Annotated in this window: 14 protein-coding genes, 1 tRNA gene and 1 riboswitch; all 15 genes read right to left on the bottom strand. The window is 41.8% G+C overall.

The genetic code is table 11. The features are described 5' to 3' along the window. Positions 1-153: 153 nt before the first annotated feature. On the bottom strand, positions 154-1,425 hold the full coding sequence (clpX, locus tag FQ085_RS07445) for an ATP-dependent protease ATP-binding subunit ClpX (protein WP_149456306.1): 1,272 nt from the start codon (positions 1,423-1,425) through the stop codon (positions 154-156). A 174-nt stretch (positions 1,426-1,599) separates the two neighbouring features. After that, positions 1,600-2,886, bottom strand: a complete 1,287-nt coding sequence (tig, locus tag FQ085_RS07450; protein ID WP_058385668.1) for a trigger factor — start codon at positions 2,884-2,886, stop codon at positions 1,600-1,602. Between the two features lie 102 nt (positions 2,887-2,988). After that, positions 2,989-3,999 carry a tetratricopeptide repeat protein gene (locus FQ085_RS07455; RefSeq protein ID WP_262499771.1) on the bottom strand — a complete coding sequence of 337 codons (1,011 nt, stop codon included), beginning with the start codon at positions 3,997-3,999 and terminating at the stop codon, positions 2,989-2,991. Positions 4,000-4,056: 57 nt separating this feature from the next. After that, complete coding sequence (locus tag FQ085_RS07460) at positions 4,057-4,356, bottom strand: TIGR04104 family putative zinc finger protein (RefSeq protein WP_058385669.1); 300 nt, start codon at positions 4,354-4,356, stop codon at positions 4,057-4,059. A 235-nt stretch (positions 4,357-4,591) separates the two neighbouring features. Then, positions 4,592-6,592, bottom strand: coding sequence for an acyltransferase family protein (locus tag FQ085_RS07465; RefSeq protein ID WP_149456307.1), 2,001 nt, complete (start codon positions 6,590-6,592; stop codon positions 4,592-4,594). Between the two features lie 218 nt (positions 6,593-6,810). Further along, positions 6,811-6,884: transfer RNA gene (locus FQ085_RS07470), tRNA-Arg, on the bottom strand. Between the two features lie 138 nt (positions 6,885-7,022). Next, entirely contained in the window at positions 7,023-7,634 is a 612-nt protein-coding gene (locus FQ085_RS07475; RefSeq protein WP_058385671.1) for an XTP/dITP diphosphatase, read from the bottom strand. Further along, entirely contained in the window at positions 7,631-8,380 is a 750-nt protein-coding gene (gene rph, locus FQ085_RS07480) for a ribonuclease PH (protein ID WP_058385672.1), read from the bottom strand. The genes FQ085_RS07475 and rph overlap by 4 nt, the downstream gene beginning before the upstream one ends. 76 nt (positions 8,381-8,456) lie before the next feature. Next, the gene (gene racE / locus FQ085_RS07485; RefSeq protein ID WP_058385673.1) at positions 8,457-9,260 is read right to left on the bottom strand and encodes a glutamate racemase; all 804 of its coding nucleotides are present in this window, start codon (positions 9,258-9,260) and stop codon (positions 8,457-8,459) included. Positions 9,261-9,276: 16 nt separating this feature from the next. Beyond that, complete coding sequence (locus FQ085_RS07490) at positions 9,277-9,729, bottom strand: MarR family winged helix-turn-helix transcriptional regulator (RefSeq protein WP_058385674.1); 453 nt, start codon at positions 9,727-9,729, stop codon at positions 9,277-9,279. A 74-nt stretch (positions 9,730-9,803) separates the two neighbouring features. Continuing rightward, complete coding sequence (locus tag FQ085_RS07495; protein WP_058385675.1) at positions 9,804-10,271, bottom strand: acyl-CoA thioesterase; 468 nt, start codon at positions 10,269-10,271, stop codon at positions 9,804-9,806. Positions 10,272-10,517: 246 nt separating this feature from the next. Next, entirely contained in the window at positions 10,518-11,288 is a 771-nt protein-coding gene (gene sdhB / locus FQ085_RS07500; RefSeq protein WP_058385676.1) for a succinate dehydrogenase iron-sulfur subunit, read from the bottom strand. A 22-nt stretch (positions 11,289-11,310) separates the two neighbouring features. Continuing rightward, positions 11,311-13,059 carry a succinate dehydrogenase flavoprotein subunit gene (gene sdhA / locus FQ085_RS07505; protein WP_058385677.1) on the bottom strand — a complete coding sequence of 583 codons (1,749 nt, stop codon included), beginning with the start codon at positions 13,057-13,059 and terminating at the stop codon, positions 11,311-11,313. 45 nt (positions 13,060-13,104) lie between these two features. Continuing rightward, positions 13,105-13,719 carry a succinate dehydrogenase cytochrome b558 subunit gene (locus FQ085_RS07510; RefSeq protein WP_058385678.1) on the bottom strand — a complete coding sequence of 205 codons (615 nt, stop codon included), beginning with the start codon at positions 13,717-13,719 and terminating at the stop codon, positions 13,105-13,107. Between the two features lie 385 nt (positions 13,720-14,104). Continuing rightward, positions 14,105-15,334 (bottom strand): aspartate kinase, encoded by a 1,230-nt coding sequence (locus FQ085_RS07515; RefSeq protein WP_058385679.1) that lies wholly within the window; start codon positions 15,332-15,334, stop codon positions 14,105-14,107. A 126-nt stretch (positions 15,335-15,460) separates the two neighbouring features. Further along, a riboswitch (Lysine riboswitch) is annotated at positions 15,461-15,635 on the bottom strand. Positions 15,636-15,652: the final 17 nt, after the last annotated feature.

A 15,652-nucleotide genomic window follows, 5' to 3' on the forward strand; every position in this document is an offset into this window, starting at 1 on the left:
CTGTCGGAGCTAAACGGTCACTTTCGCTTTTCTAATAAAAAACAGGCTAACTCAGAACGCGCGGATTCGCACGATCAGAGTCAGCCCGTATCATCCTTTTGATTGGTCTATCCACCACTCAGCAAGTTTGCGCACTGTGTGGATTTCCACTCATTATGCGGATGTTTTCTCATCGTTGTCGTTAACGTACTCTGAACCATCTTCTAAGATAAGTTTAGGTTGCACGCTGTCCGCAACAGTTTCTTTTGTAATGATGCATTCAACAATGTCTTCACGTGAAGGCAAGTCGAACATGACTTCAAGCATCGTGTTTTCGATAATTGAGCGTAGTCCACGTGCACCGGTTTTGCGCTCAATTGCAAGTTTCGCAATTTCAACAAGTGCTTCAGGCTCAAACGTTAATTTGACGCCATCAAGCTCCATCATTTTTTGGTATTGCTTGATTAATGCATTTTTAGGCTCAGTTAAAATTTGGACTAGCGCTTTTTCATCCAATTGTTCAAGGCTTGCCAATACAGGCAAACGACCGATAAATTCAGGAATCAAACCGAACTTCAACAAATCTTCAGGAATCAATTGACTAAGCAATGATTCCTCATCCATTTCCTCTTTGTTCGGATCTGCACCAAAACCGATGATTTTATTGCCAAGACGGCGTTTAATAATTTGATCGACTCCGTCAAATGCACCACCTACGATGAACAATACATTCGTCGTATCGATTTGGATAAATTCTTGATGAGGATGCTTACGTCCGCCTTGTGGAGGTACGCTTGCAGTTGTGCCTTCTAAAATTTTCAGAAGGGCCTGCTGCACGCCTTCACCCGATACATCACGTGTGATCGATGCATTTTCAGATTTACGTGCCACTTTATCGATCTCATCGATATAAATGATTCCTTTTTCTGCGCGTTCAACATCATAATCTGCAGCCTGAATTAGCTTCAAAAGAATGTTTTCCACGTCTTCACCGACATAACCTGCTTCTGTTAATGAAGTGGCGTCTGCAATTGCAAACGGTACATTTAGAATACGCGCTAACGTTTGTGCCAGTAACGTTTTACCGCTTCCTGTTGGTCCGATTAAAACAATATTGGATTTCGATAATTCAACATCATCAATCTTGCTATTAGAGTTCACACGTTTGTAGTGATTATAAACCGCTACAGCTAGTGATTTTTTGGCTTTTTCTTGGCCAATTACGTAGCCATTCAAAATGTCTAAGATTTCTTTTGGCTTAGGCACTTCTTTGAATTCTACTTCTTCATCTGTACCAAGCTCTTCTTCTACGATTTCCGTACAAAGCTCAATACATTCGTCACAAATATAAACACCTGGTCCCGCGACCAGTTTACGAACCTGCTCTTGTGGTTTGCCACAAAACGAACATTTTAAATGCTCTTTTTCGTCATTGAATTTGAACAATGTATTCACCCCTATTCAAGCCATTATCTTACAAGATTATCGTAATTGTAGCAACTAATTGGATCTATCGTCAATTCAGCGGATTCATCTCTGTGAAATCGGTGTTCTATGTAGTGGAAAACAAGGTGCGTCTCCGCACCTTGTTTTTCTTATTACTTATGTTTTACTTATGTGTTATTCAGAAATTTTTGCGTTGTCCACTAGGAACTCCACTGTGTTTTGCATGCGGATATCATTTTCAAGCATTTCAGTTCCACCTAAAGCTGTTTTGATCTGCTCAATGTCCATGTTGAATTGACCAGCCATTTTTTCAAGCTCTTTATCGATATCTTCTGAAGTAACTTTCATGTTTTCAGCTTCAGCAATTGCTTCAAGTGTTAATGAAACGCGTACGCGTGTTTCAGCATCACCGTGCATTTGCTCACGAAGTGCAGCTTCGTCTTGACCTGAGAATTGGAAGTACAATTCAAGGTTCATGCCTTGCTGAGTCAAACGCTGTTCGAAATCACTCATCATACGGTCCATTTCTGAATGGATCATTGCATGAGGAATATCAATTGTTGCGTTTTCAGCAGCTTTTTGAACCAATTCGTCACGAAGTTTTGCATCAGCAGCTGATTTTTTCTCAGCAACTAAGCTTTCTTTCATTTTTGTGCGAAGTGCTTCTAGGCTTTCAACTTCAGGATCGATTTCTTTAGCTAGTTCGTCGTTAAGTTCAGGAAGTTCTTTTCCTTTAACTTCACTTACTTTAACTTTGAACGTTGCAGCTTTTCCTGCAAGCTCAGCAGCATGGTATTCTTCTGGGAAAGTAACTTCAACGTCTTTTTCTTCTCCAGATTTCACGCCTACCAATTGTTCTTCGAATCCTGGGATGAATGAGTTTGAACCGATTTCAAGAGAATAATCATTTCCTTGTCCGCCTTCAAATACTTCTCCGTCAACGAATCCTTCAAAGTCGATTACAGCTGTATCGCCTTCAACGATCGCTTCGTCTTCTTTAACAGTCAACTCAGCTAAACGTTCTTGGTTTTCTTTCAATTGGTTTTCGATATCTTCATCCGTTACTTCTGTATCAGGTTTTGATACTTCAAGACCTTTGTATTCACCAAGCTCAGCAATCGGCTTTACAACTACTTTAGCTGTAAACACTAGCGGCTGGTTTTTTTCGATTGTTTCGATGTCGATTTCAGGACGGTCAACTGGATTGATTCCTGCTTCTTCAACTGCATTTGCATAGGCGTCCGGTAAGATGAAGTCTAATGCATCTTGGTAAAGTGATTCTGCACCGAAACGTTTTTCGAACATTTGACGAGGCATTTTCCCTTTACGGAAACCTGGTACGTTTATTTCTTTAACAACTTTCTTAAACGCTTTATCAAGACCGGCGTTTACTTCTTCTGCAGGAACCTCAACTGTTAATACTCCTGTGTTACCTTCTTGTTTTTCCCATTTTGCTGACATATTATAAGCCCTCCAAACATTTTCTAAAAAGTCATTTTACGTTTTATACGAATTTTGACAACCTACATATTATAGCACACATGCTGTCAGGTTCAACTATTTCTACCCATTACGCATCTCAAACCACAGTTCAGCTTGCTGAATCAGTTCCAGTAGCTTTTCATCTTCATTAAATGACGTCTTTCCATTGAACAAACCTTCTGTATAATCCATATACGCCTGTACAACTTCTTCCACCTTAAAATCATCCCAAACGAATGGATACAAGAGATAGATATGACGTTCGAATAATTCTTTAACCAATTCAAGTCGCGTCGGATCTTTTGCCAAAGAATCTTCTAAGAGATTCGTCATTTGCCTAATACGCTTGTTATTCAATGGATCGGGCAAACTCTCGGTTTTAAATACGCCTGTGTAATGGAATTTTTGAACTTTTACTTGTGCTTCAATTTTTTCTTGAAATAGCATAAATAATATGTATGTCTTCGTCAATAAATCGGCTTCCGGGTGCTCGATGATCGCTAGCAATTTTTTCTTTAACGCCTGGTAGGACGTGGTCGGCAAAGCTAAAATCAACTGTTCTTGCTCAGAAGGATGCAACACCAAAAAGTTTTCAATGGCATAAAGCGATGCATCTACTTTCTCAGTCGCTACATTCGCAGCAATCCGCTCATTCAATTCACGCAATTGGTGAAACTGCTCAAGTCGCTCTTCAGGTAAAACTTTTTCTTCTATTAAGACTTCAATCATTTTTTCTGCTTCTTCAAATTCACGGACTTGCATTAAAATGCTTATGTATAGCTCCATCGTCTCCAAGTAATGGATCGGACCGATTTGCAACAGTTCTCTACACACTTCTAAAGCTTCTACAAACTCTCCAAGTTCATAGAGACAATATGCATAACCACCTAAAGCGGCTGCATGATCAGGTTCATAAGACAGCACCTGGTAGAGGCTATCTCGAGCATCTTCGTATTGTTCTTCTTTTAGGAACGTCATACCCTCTGACAATAACCGATTGACGGTTGTCGGAAAAACAATGACATTTCCTTTGCGTTTCAATTCCCGGTATTTCTTTCGCACAGTACCACCTCTTTTGTGTTTCATCATCATATCATATTCCCTTTACGCAGAAAATAAAAACCTCAGCATTGCTCGGGCAATCTAACTTCACCAAAAAACTTCATGTTCATTGCTCAACTCTAGCAACTTGGGAATCAGTAGTAAAGCACTAGCGAACAATCCGACCATCATAAGAAGTGAAGAAGTTAACGAAAGATCCATAAGTGTAGACAATGGCAAAGGCAATAAAACCACCCAATTTAGTATCATCGTACGTCGCCTTGATTTTGCAGTGGCGTATTGGTCACTTAGACAGTACGGGCAACGCATCGAGCTACTCATTTTCCATGATGCCTTCATTGATTGCTTCCAAGTCCATTGGTTTTTGCAGTGTTTACACGTCGGCACAGAAACACCTCCTTAGCATTACTACGCATTAACTACTGTTTGGTTTCATTAATCGTCATGTAGGAACTAGTAGGAACAATAGAAAAGCAAACAAATCCTTTCCATCCTCTCTCTCAGCTTGGTCTTCTGTTCGCTAACTATTTGTTTCCGCTGCCTGCTCGTACAGTAGTTTTTCAACCAAAGAAAAATAAGCTACCAGCCTCTTACAGGCTAGTAGCTTATGAACGTTTCTACATTACTTTTCTAACGCTTCGAGAATTGGTTTTTCAAACACAGGCGCAAAACTTCGAGAAAACGTAGCCGTTAAGTGATTGGCATCAAAATGAGTAATAACATTTCCGACGACGTAATGACAATACTCACCGTCGCAGAAATAATCCGTCAAATCAATGGTTGTAGCAGTTTCCGGCATATAATCAGCTTGAGTTATCGGGTTGACGTCTCTAACAATTTCTTCTTGTTTTGCTTTACACTGTTCTGGTTCATCTGCGTTCTGACTGAGGCAGGTTAAAACATGTTGTTTATACCAAGGAGTGTCGCGCACCAAAAATAAAGGAATGTCTTGTTTCTCAAAATACTTCCAAGCTTCGATAAAGCCGTCTGAAACTTCGTCAAACTCCTCTTGTTGGCTGCCTACATTTCCCACAGTGAAAATAAGGTCGGGTGTATCTTTCGCAATTTTTGTTTTCACGTTTGTGAACCACTCGGCACATTCTGGAGAACCGGGCACGTCCTCTTCTGTAAACCGACAACTGCTCTTGAGATAAGTGACAATTTTCAAGTTATGCGTTTTAGCCAACTCTTCAAGCATTGGTTGCCAGTGGGCTGAATGGGATCCACCGACCAAAGCGATGGTGTAATCGTAATCTATGAGCTCCCCATATTCACAAACCTTTGCTGCGGTAGTGACTTTCCCTACCATGCAACGCTCTTCGTAAATAACCGACCGGTCTTGTTCTGCAACTTCAAGTCTCGGAATGAACGGCTCATCAAATTCAGCTAGAGGTGTTAAGCGACCATCCTCCAAATAAACGGCTGCTCCTGGATGATCGTTGATTCTCTCACTTAATGTTTCTGAGTCAGCGACAGGTAATGCCAAAGAGCTTTCTTGGTAGATAAATGTTGAAAGCCATATAGCTCCTGAGAAAACAAAAATGATACTTGCTGTTTTCCAAAGGGACAGTTGGATGTTTCGAACAGGTACTTCGAAGCCGTAAATTGTCACATAAGCAAAAATCGCGGCGACGGTCATGATGAGCAATCCACCTATAAGTGACACGGTTTCGACCTCGAACAAAGCATAATAGAAAATCAGGAGCGGCCAATGCCACAAATAAAACGCGTACGAAATACTTCCGAATTTCACTAAAGGCTTCCAGCTGAGCAATCGGAAAGCACTGAAATGGGTCGAATAATTCCCAGCAACGATAATCAGGACAGCGGATAACACTGGCCATAACGCAGCATAACCTGGGAACAGCTGGGATACTTGCAAGACGATACCGCAGCTAATCAATCCGATTAACCCCATCCACCCTAAAACCCAGGAAAGACGTGAGGAAATCACTATTTTATGAATGGTTAACGCAAGGATTCCACCCACTCCAAATTCCCATACACGTGTGAAGGTATGGTAATAAGCAACTGGCTGATTGACAATCGTTAAGTAAACAGAATAGCCGAAAGATGCGATCGCAACTACCGAAATCACGATGATCAGCATACGTTTAATGTGATTGCTTGAGAAAAGTCTTAATAAAGTAATCGCCACAAAAAACAGCAATAACCAAACTAAGTAAAACTGAAATTGAATGCTCAACGCCCAAAAATGCTGAAACGGAGAAGCACTGTTGTTCTGAGCCAAATAATCTACAGAATCGATGGCAAGCCGCCAATTCTGAAAATAAAACGCCGAAGCTAAAAATTCGTTGAGTGTTTGCTGCTTTGTAAACACTGGCAATATGTATAGACCCGCAATTAAAGTTGTAATACTAATTAGCCAAGCTGTAGGCAACAATCGTTTCATCAGTTTGACAATATAAGAAAAGTACAATACTTTGCCATTTTTCCGGTACATAGACAATAAAGATGTTGTGATCAAAAATCCCGATACAACAAAAAAGACATCTACGCCACCTGAAACTCGATTAAACCATATATGATAAATGGCTACTAGTATCGCCGCAATTGTACGCAAGCCTTCCAATTCGGGGCGAATACGCCTTTTGGTTTCCATAAACTTTCGCCACTCCTTATTATTGATAAATAGTTGAATACAATTGTATCATATTCTTAATTTCTCACTTTTTTTCTGTAAATTAGATTTATTCGAGTCGGAAATAGACCTACAAACAGACATGTTGAGCGTCCTTAATACTTTTTCTACACACAAAACCTCCACACCGTTTAATAAACGATGTGGAGGTTTTGTTCGAATTATGTACATTCCTATAATGTCCCAGGAGGGATTCGAACCCCCGACCGACGCCTTAGAAGGGCGTTGCTCTATCCAGCTGAGCTACTGAGACGAAAGCTTTCTTAGAGACTAGACGGTGGCACCTGCAATTGCGGGCGGCTTTGCTTTTCTATTGAAAGACAATTTTAATTATAGAAATGATTTGAAGAAAAGTCAATGCTATTTTAAAAAAACATTAAAATAAATGAATTCAGCTTTGTTTTTCTTCATTTAACCACTTAGGCATGCGCTGTTGTAACTCGCGCAAGGCATTGCCGCGATGGGAAATTGCAGCCTTTTCGTGAGGCAACAATTCAGCCATCGCTTTGCTTTGTGCAGGAACGTAAAAAATGGGATCGTAGCCAAAACCATTATTGCCTTGAGGCGTACTAAGAATAATTCCTTCACAAGAACCCGAAAATGTTTCAGTCTTCTCGTTAGGCGCTGCTACCGCTAGGACACAACGAAAACGTGCTGTACGTCCGTTTTCAGGCACGCCAGACATTTTCTCAAGCACTTTATCAATATTTGCGCTATCGCTCTTAGCAGCACCCGCATAGCGTGCTGAATAGACACCTGGTTCACCGTTCAATGCATCAATTTCTAATCCGCTATCATCGGAAATAACAGGAATACCTAATACTTTCGAAACGGCTTCTGCTTTTAAGATGGCGTTTTCTTCAAAAGTGACACCCGTTTCTTCTACATCCAGGTCTTGTGCTACGTCTAGTAGAGTCAACACTTTATACCCAAGAGGGGCAAGCAACGCTTCAAAATCTTTAGCTTTGCCTTTGTTTTGAGTTGCAATTACAATTTTTTTCATTGTTCCACAACGACCTTTTCTCCAATACGAGCAGCAATATCGCCTAGCGCGCTACGTTGCATCGCAATCAATTGATGAATTCCTGCTTCTCCAAGGTCCAGCAATTCGTTGAGTTGAGCACGTGTAAACGTAGACTCCTCTCCCGTTCCTTGTAATTCCACGAAATGACCTGCCCCTGTCATAACTAGGTTCATATCAACTTCAGCGCTAGAATCCTCAACGTAATTCAAGTCAAGAATGGATCCGTTTTCAGCTGTAACGCCGACACTTGTTGCAGCAAGAAAATCCGTTACTGGAAATGCCGGAAGCTCTAGCTTACTAATAGCCATCGTCATAGCGATAAATGCCCCTGTAATCGATGCTGTACGCGTTCCACCATCTGCTTGGATTACGTCGCAATCGATCCACAATGTACGCTCACCTAGCTTCTCCAGATCCACAACAGCTCGCAACGCACGACCAATCAGTCGCTGAATTTCCATTGTCCGTCCACCAATTTTCCCAGCTGAAGCCTCACGACGGTTTCGGCTGTTCGTTGCACGTGGCAACATGGAATATTCTGCTGTTATCCAGCCCTTGCCTTGACCTCTCAAGAATCCTGGAACTTTGTCTTCAATCGTCGCTGTACAGATTACTTTCGTCTGTCCCACCGTGATTAATACCGAACCTTCTGGGTGAATCAAATAGTCTACGTCCACTGAAACAGGACGCAACTCGTTAGTTTGTCTATTATCTATGCGTGTCATAAAAATCCTCCTTGTATATGCTCAAATAGCTTACCATATTTCGCTGATAACGACAAAAACCTGACAGCATCTGCTATCAGGTTTTGGGAAATCGAATCGAATAGATCATGGGTCTTTCAATGCCTAACCATTTATGAATAATGGAGCCAAAAATCTGAGTAGATCCCGATGTATAAAAGCGATGCACCGGCGGCTTGTTCCAATTTGCAAACTGCTGTTTATAGCTCAAGTATCGCTCGACGTCTTTGGCCGTTTCTTCTGCTGACGACAAAACGTTCACCGTATCTCCAAGAACTTCCTCAATAAAACCTTGTAACAGTGGATAATGCGTACATCCTAAAATTGCCGTATCAAACTCTTCATAGGCAATAGATGCTAATGTATCTTGAACAATTCGATGAGCAAACTCACCTTCGTATTCATCACTTTCTACTAAAGGAACAAAACGTGGACAAGCAAGTTGTACGACGTGTGCAGAAGAAACTAATGATAAAATTGCTTTTTCATAAGCTCCGCTTTGCACTGTTCCTAACGTGCCTAAAACGGCAATTTTTTTAGTTGTTGAAGATTTAATGGCAGCACGAGCCCCTGGAAAAATAACACCAATTACAGGAATTGGCAAATTCTTCTGCAAAGAGTACAGCGCTGCTGCAGTTGCCGTATTGCAGGCGATAACTAACATTTTAATATTTTTCTTCATCAGCGCATCGGCCATTTGCCACGTATACGTCCGTACTTCCGACAGCGGACGCGGACCATAAGGGCATCGCGCATTATCCCCAATATAATAAATTTGCTCATTCGGCAAAAGTTTCATTATCTCTTTTGCGACGGTAAGTCCACCGACTCCTGAATCGATTACTCCGATTGGCGCATTCACACTCATCGCCTCTATCCTATTTCATGTTGGTATGCAATTTTTCAAGTAACGCCGCAAATTTCACAGCCTCGTCTTGAGTAAAATTCTCTAATACGGTTTTCAAGTATTCCTGGCGTTTTTGAATCACTTCTTCAATGACGCGTTCGCCTTCTTTTAACAATTTTATACGAACAACGCGACGATCCTGTTCTTCGCGAATACGGACAACCAGTTCATTTTTCTCCATACGGTCAACTAAATCCGTCGTCGTGCTGAACGCTAAATACATCTTATTCGATAAATCTCCAATGGTCATATCCCCATGCTCAAATAGCCACTGCAATGCGACAAATTGAGGAGGGGTGATCGTATAGGAATTTAAAATCTCCCGACCTTTTTGCTTAATAATCCCCGAAATATAACGTAGCTCTTTTTCCATGAACGCGATGCGCTCCAATTCATGATTGACGCTTTGCTTGTCTTCATTCATTAATCAATCCCACTCCTTGAAAAACCTATCTTATTTCTATAGTGACGGTTTTTTATTGATATAGCAAGAGCTCCTTATTTTTTTGCACTGATCAATTGCTTGCTCTGAAGCATTTCAATCTCTTGATCTGACCAAGGGTGACCTTTTCCCGTGTGTTTCGATATTTGGACAATGGCTCCTCTTCCCGTAAAACAAGTTTCCTCTTTTTCGTTGACAGTCCAGTAATGAACGTCGACAGAAGAAGTTCCGATGCGCGCTATTTTGACGTAAACTTTTAACTTTTCATCAAAGAATACTTGTTGGACAAAATCTACTTGCATATCTGCTACGACGGGAAACAACTCGTTGCCCGTTTTTAACCAGCGCTGCATCAATCCCATTTCTTTCATAAATTCGATTCGGGCAAATTCAAAATAAGCAATCGGCACGGTGTTATTAACATGCCCAAACATATCCGTTTCAGAAAAACGAACTTGAACCGGAGCAGAAAAGATAAATTCCTGCTTCCACTCCTCCAAATTTCCAATGTAATTCGCTGTCATAAGTAACCTCCACTAAATAATTTGATGACTTGAACATTTTTTCCACGCAATGAATAGCACGAGGATCATCGCTCTTGTATGAGCCTGTTAACGGGTTCAGCCTGGAGCGTTTTTTACTACCACTCACTCTAGTCAAAATCTACTTGTCTGTTTCATTTTATTAGTATACCAAATTTTTTATGGAAAGGCAGGTCTATTAAAATAGACAAATTAAAAACCCCGCCGCAGCGGGGTTTTTACTAAATACTAGTCAACCATTCTGTCGCTTCCAAAGAAGTTACGGAACATTTGTACAGTTGTGTCGCGGTTTAGTGCTGCGATTGAAGTTGTCAATGGAATTCCTTTTGGACAAGACTCCACACAGTTTTGAGAGTTACCACATCCTGCCAATCCACCTTCACCCATGATCGCATTCAAGCGAGCATCGCGGTTCATAGAGCCTGTTGGATGCGCGTTCATCAAGCGAACTTGTGACAGTGGTGCAGCTCCGATAAAATCGGATTTATCATTAACGTTCGGGCATGCTTCAAGACATACGCCGCAAGTCATACATTTAGATAGTTCGTAAGCCCATTGACGCTTACGCTCAGGCATACGTGGTCCATCTCCAAGGTCATGCGTACCATCGATTGGCACCCATGCTTTAACTTTCTTCAACGAGTCGAACATCCGACTGCGGTCAATGACAAGGTCACGAACAACAGGGAATGTTTTCATCGGTTGAAGACGGATTGGCTGTTCTAACTGATCAATCAAAGCCGTACACGATTGACGTGCTTTGCCATTGATAACCATTGAACACGCGCCACAAACCTCTTCTAGACAGTTCATGTCCCAGTTTACAGGAGTGGTTTTTTTCCCTTCCATGTTGACAGGGTTACGACGAATTTCCATCAATGCCGAAATGACATTCATGTTCATCTTATATGGCAATTCGAACTTTTCCCAATACGAATCTTCATCCGTAGAGTTTCTGCGTTCGATTTCAAATATTACCGTTTTTGCTGCTTCACCCATGGTAAATTAGCTCCCTTCATAATTATGCTTTTGCTGAATAATCACGTTTACGCGGTGGAATCAACGATGTGTCGACTTCTTCATAATGGAAGATTGGTGCATCAAAGCCATTAAATTTAGCCATCGTTGTTTTCAAGAATTCCTCGTCATTACGTTCCGGGAAATCCGGTTTGTAATGAGCTCCGCGACTTTCGTTGCGCATAAGCGCTCCGATTGTGATTGCTCGAGCTAAATGAAGCATATTGCGCAATTGACGTGTAAACATCGCGCCTTGGTTACTCCAAAGTTGCGTATCTGTAATGCTAATCTGATTGAAACGTTCAAGAAGTTCTTGGATTTTCTCATCCGTCTTCTGTAAACGATCATTATAGCGCACAACGGTTACGTTATCTGTCATCCACTCGCCTAATTCTTTGTGCAGAACGTAAGCGTTTTCTGTACCATTCAATGCCAAAATTTCTTCCCATTTGCGTTGCTCCTCAGCTTCATGCTGATCATAGATCACTGAAGGAAGGTCTTCCGCAAGAACCGCCAAGCCATTTACGTATTCAATAGCATTCGGTCCTGCGACCATACCACCATAAATCGCTGACAGCAAGGAGTTCGCACCTAAACGGTTACCCCCATGCTGAGAATAATCACATTCGCCTGCTGCTAAAACGCCCGGAATGCTTGTCATTTGATGATCATCTACCCATAGTCCGCCCATTGAGTAATGAACAGCTGGGAAAATTTTCATCGGTACTTTACGAGGATCATCACCTGTGAATTTCTCATAGATTTCGATGATTCCGCCCAACTTGATGTCAAGCTCTTTCGGGTCTTTATGAGAAAGATCCAAGTACACCATATTCTCGCCATTAATGCCGAGTTTTTGGTTGACACACACATCAAAAATTTCACGCGTTGCAATATCACGCGGTACTAGGTTTCCGTATGCTGGATACTTTTCTTCAAGGAAATACCAAGGCTTGCCGTCTTTGTAAGTCCAAATACGTCCACCTTCTCCACGAGCCGATTCTGACATTAAGCGCAGTTTATCGTCTCCTGGAATCGCTGTAGGGTGAATTTGGATAAATTCGCCGTTTGCGTAATAAGCTCCTTGTTGATAAACGATAGAAGCCGCTGAACCTGTATTAATAACAGAGTTCGTCGATTTCCCAAAAATAATTCCCGGTCCGCCAGTTGCCATAATAACAGCATCCGCACGGAACGATTTAATTTCCATGGTCGTCATGTTTTGAGCTGTGATCCCTTTACCAACGCCTTGCTCATCAAGAACAAGACCGAGGAATTCCCAACCTTCATATTTCGTGATCAGTCCAGCCACTTCATAGCGACGAACTTGCTCATCTAGTGCATATAATAGTTGTTGACCCGTTGTAGCACCAGCAAACGCTGTTCTGTGGTACATTGTTCCACCAAAACGACGGAAGTCCAATAGACCTTCTGGCGTACGGTTAAACATAACGCCCATCCGATCGAACATCCGAATAATTCCAGGTGCCGCATCTGCCATTGCTTTCACGGGACGCTGGTTCGCTAGGAAGTCTCCACCGTAAACGGTATCATCAAAGTGGATGTCTGGAGAATCCCCTTCACCTTTTGTATTAACCGCTCCGTTGATCCCGCCTTGTGCACATACTGAGTGGGACCGCTTAACTGGAACGATTGAGAATAAATCAGCGGGAGAGCCTGCTTCTGCAACTTTAATTGCTGCCATTAAGCCAGCAAGGCCACCACCGACGATTGTAATTTTGCCCTTCGCCATGTTAGTATTCACTCCTCTTTTAGTTCACCAATGATTGAAACATTCTTAAACGAATGCAAACAATGCTCTGATACCAATAACCGATAACACAATAAATACTAGAAGTGTGAAATAAGTTGCGTTTTTTTGTGCTGCTGCAGATTGTGTAATTCCCCAAGTAACAAGGAACGACCAAAGTCCATTTGCAAAGTGGAAAGTTGCTGCCACTACACCAACAATGTAGAATGCCATCATCCAAGGATTGTCTAAGATGTTTGCCATCATGTTAAAGTCAGCTTCAGCAGCTGCTCCGATTGCAACTTGGAATCTTGTTTCAAAGATGTGCCAAGCGATAAAGACTACTAGGAAGACTCCTGTATAGCGCTGTGCAACAAACAACATATTGCGCATATAGCTATAATGCCCAGGATTGTTCTTCGCAGTAAACGCTATGTATAGGCCGTAGAACGCATGATACAAAATCGGCAGGTAAATGACAAAGATCTCCAGGAAAATGACGAATGGAAGATGTGCCAAAAAGTAAGATGCCTTGTTGAATGCCTCTTCCCCCTGTGTAGCAAAATGGTTGACAATTAGGTGCTGCGTTAAGAATATACCGATAGGAATAATTCCCAACAATGAGTGCAGCCTACGCATAAAAAATTCACGATTGTTATCCAAAATTTTACCCCCCTCAAAACATTAATTGGTAGCGTCCAAGACAGACGTTTCGTATGACTGTACCTGAAGCCACGCACCATCATGATACAATAATATGACATATTTATTGTACTCCCCCCCTCAAGGAGCGTCAAGGCAACATAACTCCTTTAAACCGATAGCGCTTATGGATTTCGCAGGCGATTACCTTCTATCTAGAGGAAATGTATCGAAATAGAATCGATTTAACAGCATTCCGGAAAAAAGCGATTCTCTAATTGAGAATCGCTCCTTCCGACTATTCTAGTACAAACCACTGTGTAGACATCATTACTATATTAGCATTGAGAATTTGAACATTTTGTGAATTTTTTCACTAGCTTTTATCACATAAAGAATTCATTATTTATGAGTGGACTTCTACCGCAGCCAATCCGTACGCTGCATGTAAAGCATTCGCTGATTTGTTCATATCTACTTCTGGTACAACGACTGAAATTTTTATTTCAGAGGTACTAACCATCTTCACCGGAACTTCTTCGCTTCTTAAAATATCGAACATCCGAGCTGCGACTCCAGGATTCGATACCATCCCTGAACCTACAATCGACACTTTCGATAAGCCGACTTCTACATTCAGTGTCAGAAAACCAATGGCATCTTGTGCTTCCGTTAAAACTCGGCGTGTTTCTTCAAGGCTTTCCTGGCTAATAGAAAAAGAGACAGACGGTGGAAATTCATCACTGATGCTTTGAACAATAATATCCACATCAATGTGATTTTCAGCAAGCTTTGTAAAAATAGTAGCAAGAGATCCGTTGAATGGCTTTTTGTAACTCACAGTTACGCGCGCTATTCCTGGTTCGAATGCCACACCTCTAACGATTAAATTTTTCTCCACAGTGATCACCTCTTGTATGATTGTGCCAGGCTCGTCTGAATAACTTGCTCTGACAGATAATGGGACGTTATTGTTTTTTGCGAATTCGACCGCTCTCGGATGTAGTACGCCCGCTCCGAGATTAGCAAGTTCCAACATTTCATCATAAGAAATTTGTTGTAACTTGCGTGCACCTGTTACATACCGTGGATCTGACGTATAGACACCGTTAACATCTGTATAAATCTCACATTTTTCCGCTTTTAGTGCTGCAGCAAGCGCAACGGCAGTCGTATCCGATCCACCGCGACCAAGGGTTGTAATATTACCAATTGTATCCACTCCTTGAAAACCGGCAACCACACAAAGATAACCATTTTCCAACACACGTTCAAGACGTTCTGTATTTATTTTAATGATGCGTGCATTACGTGGTACGGATTCTGTTTCAATTCCTGCCTGCCATCCAGTAAAAGATAGAGCTTCATGACCCAGTTTCTTGAAAGCCATCGCCAATAACGAAATCGTAATTTGCTCACCTGTTGCCAGTAACATATCCATTTCTCGCTTTGGCGGTTCCGCTGATATTTCTCCCGCTAATCCGAGCAACGTATCAGTTGTCTTACCCATCGCCGAAACAACAATGACTACGCGTTTGCCTGCTTGTTTTTCACGAATAGCTCGTTTGGCAACTCCGATAATTTTTTCTGGAGTCGCGACAGAAGTTCCTCCAAATTTCATGACGATCGTTTTCATTCCATCCACTCCCACATTTAGTATGTGGCCCTCAAAATGACTAGCGATCATGCCACTAGACACAAAAAAAGGTAGCTCCCCGCAACCGCGGGAAACTACCTCTTATCATGTACGAAAAAAACGTCCATGTGAGATAGCCCTCCAGAGATTGACTCTGACAGCTCTGCACTTGTTAAATGCAGAACCAGCATGCGTAATAGCAGTCATACGCACACTTCGGCGACCATCCCTTTCACCATCCTTCGTAGATTCTGCAAATCTCCAGATGCTTACTATTGACGTTCGCGCCTCTATCATCACTTTTCCAAGTGATTTACT

It is taken from the genome of Planococcus sp. ANT_H30 (assembly GCF_008369335.1).
Classification (GTDB): Bacteria; Bacillota; Bacilli; order Bacillales_A; family Planococcaceae; genus Planococcus; species Planococcus kocurii.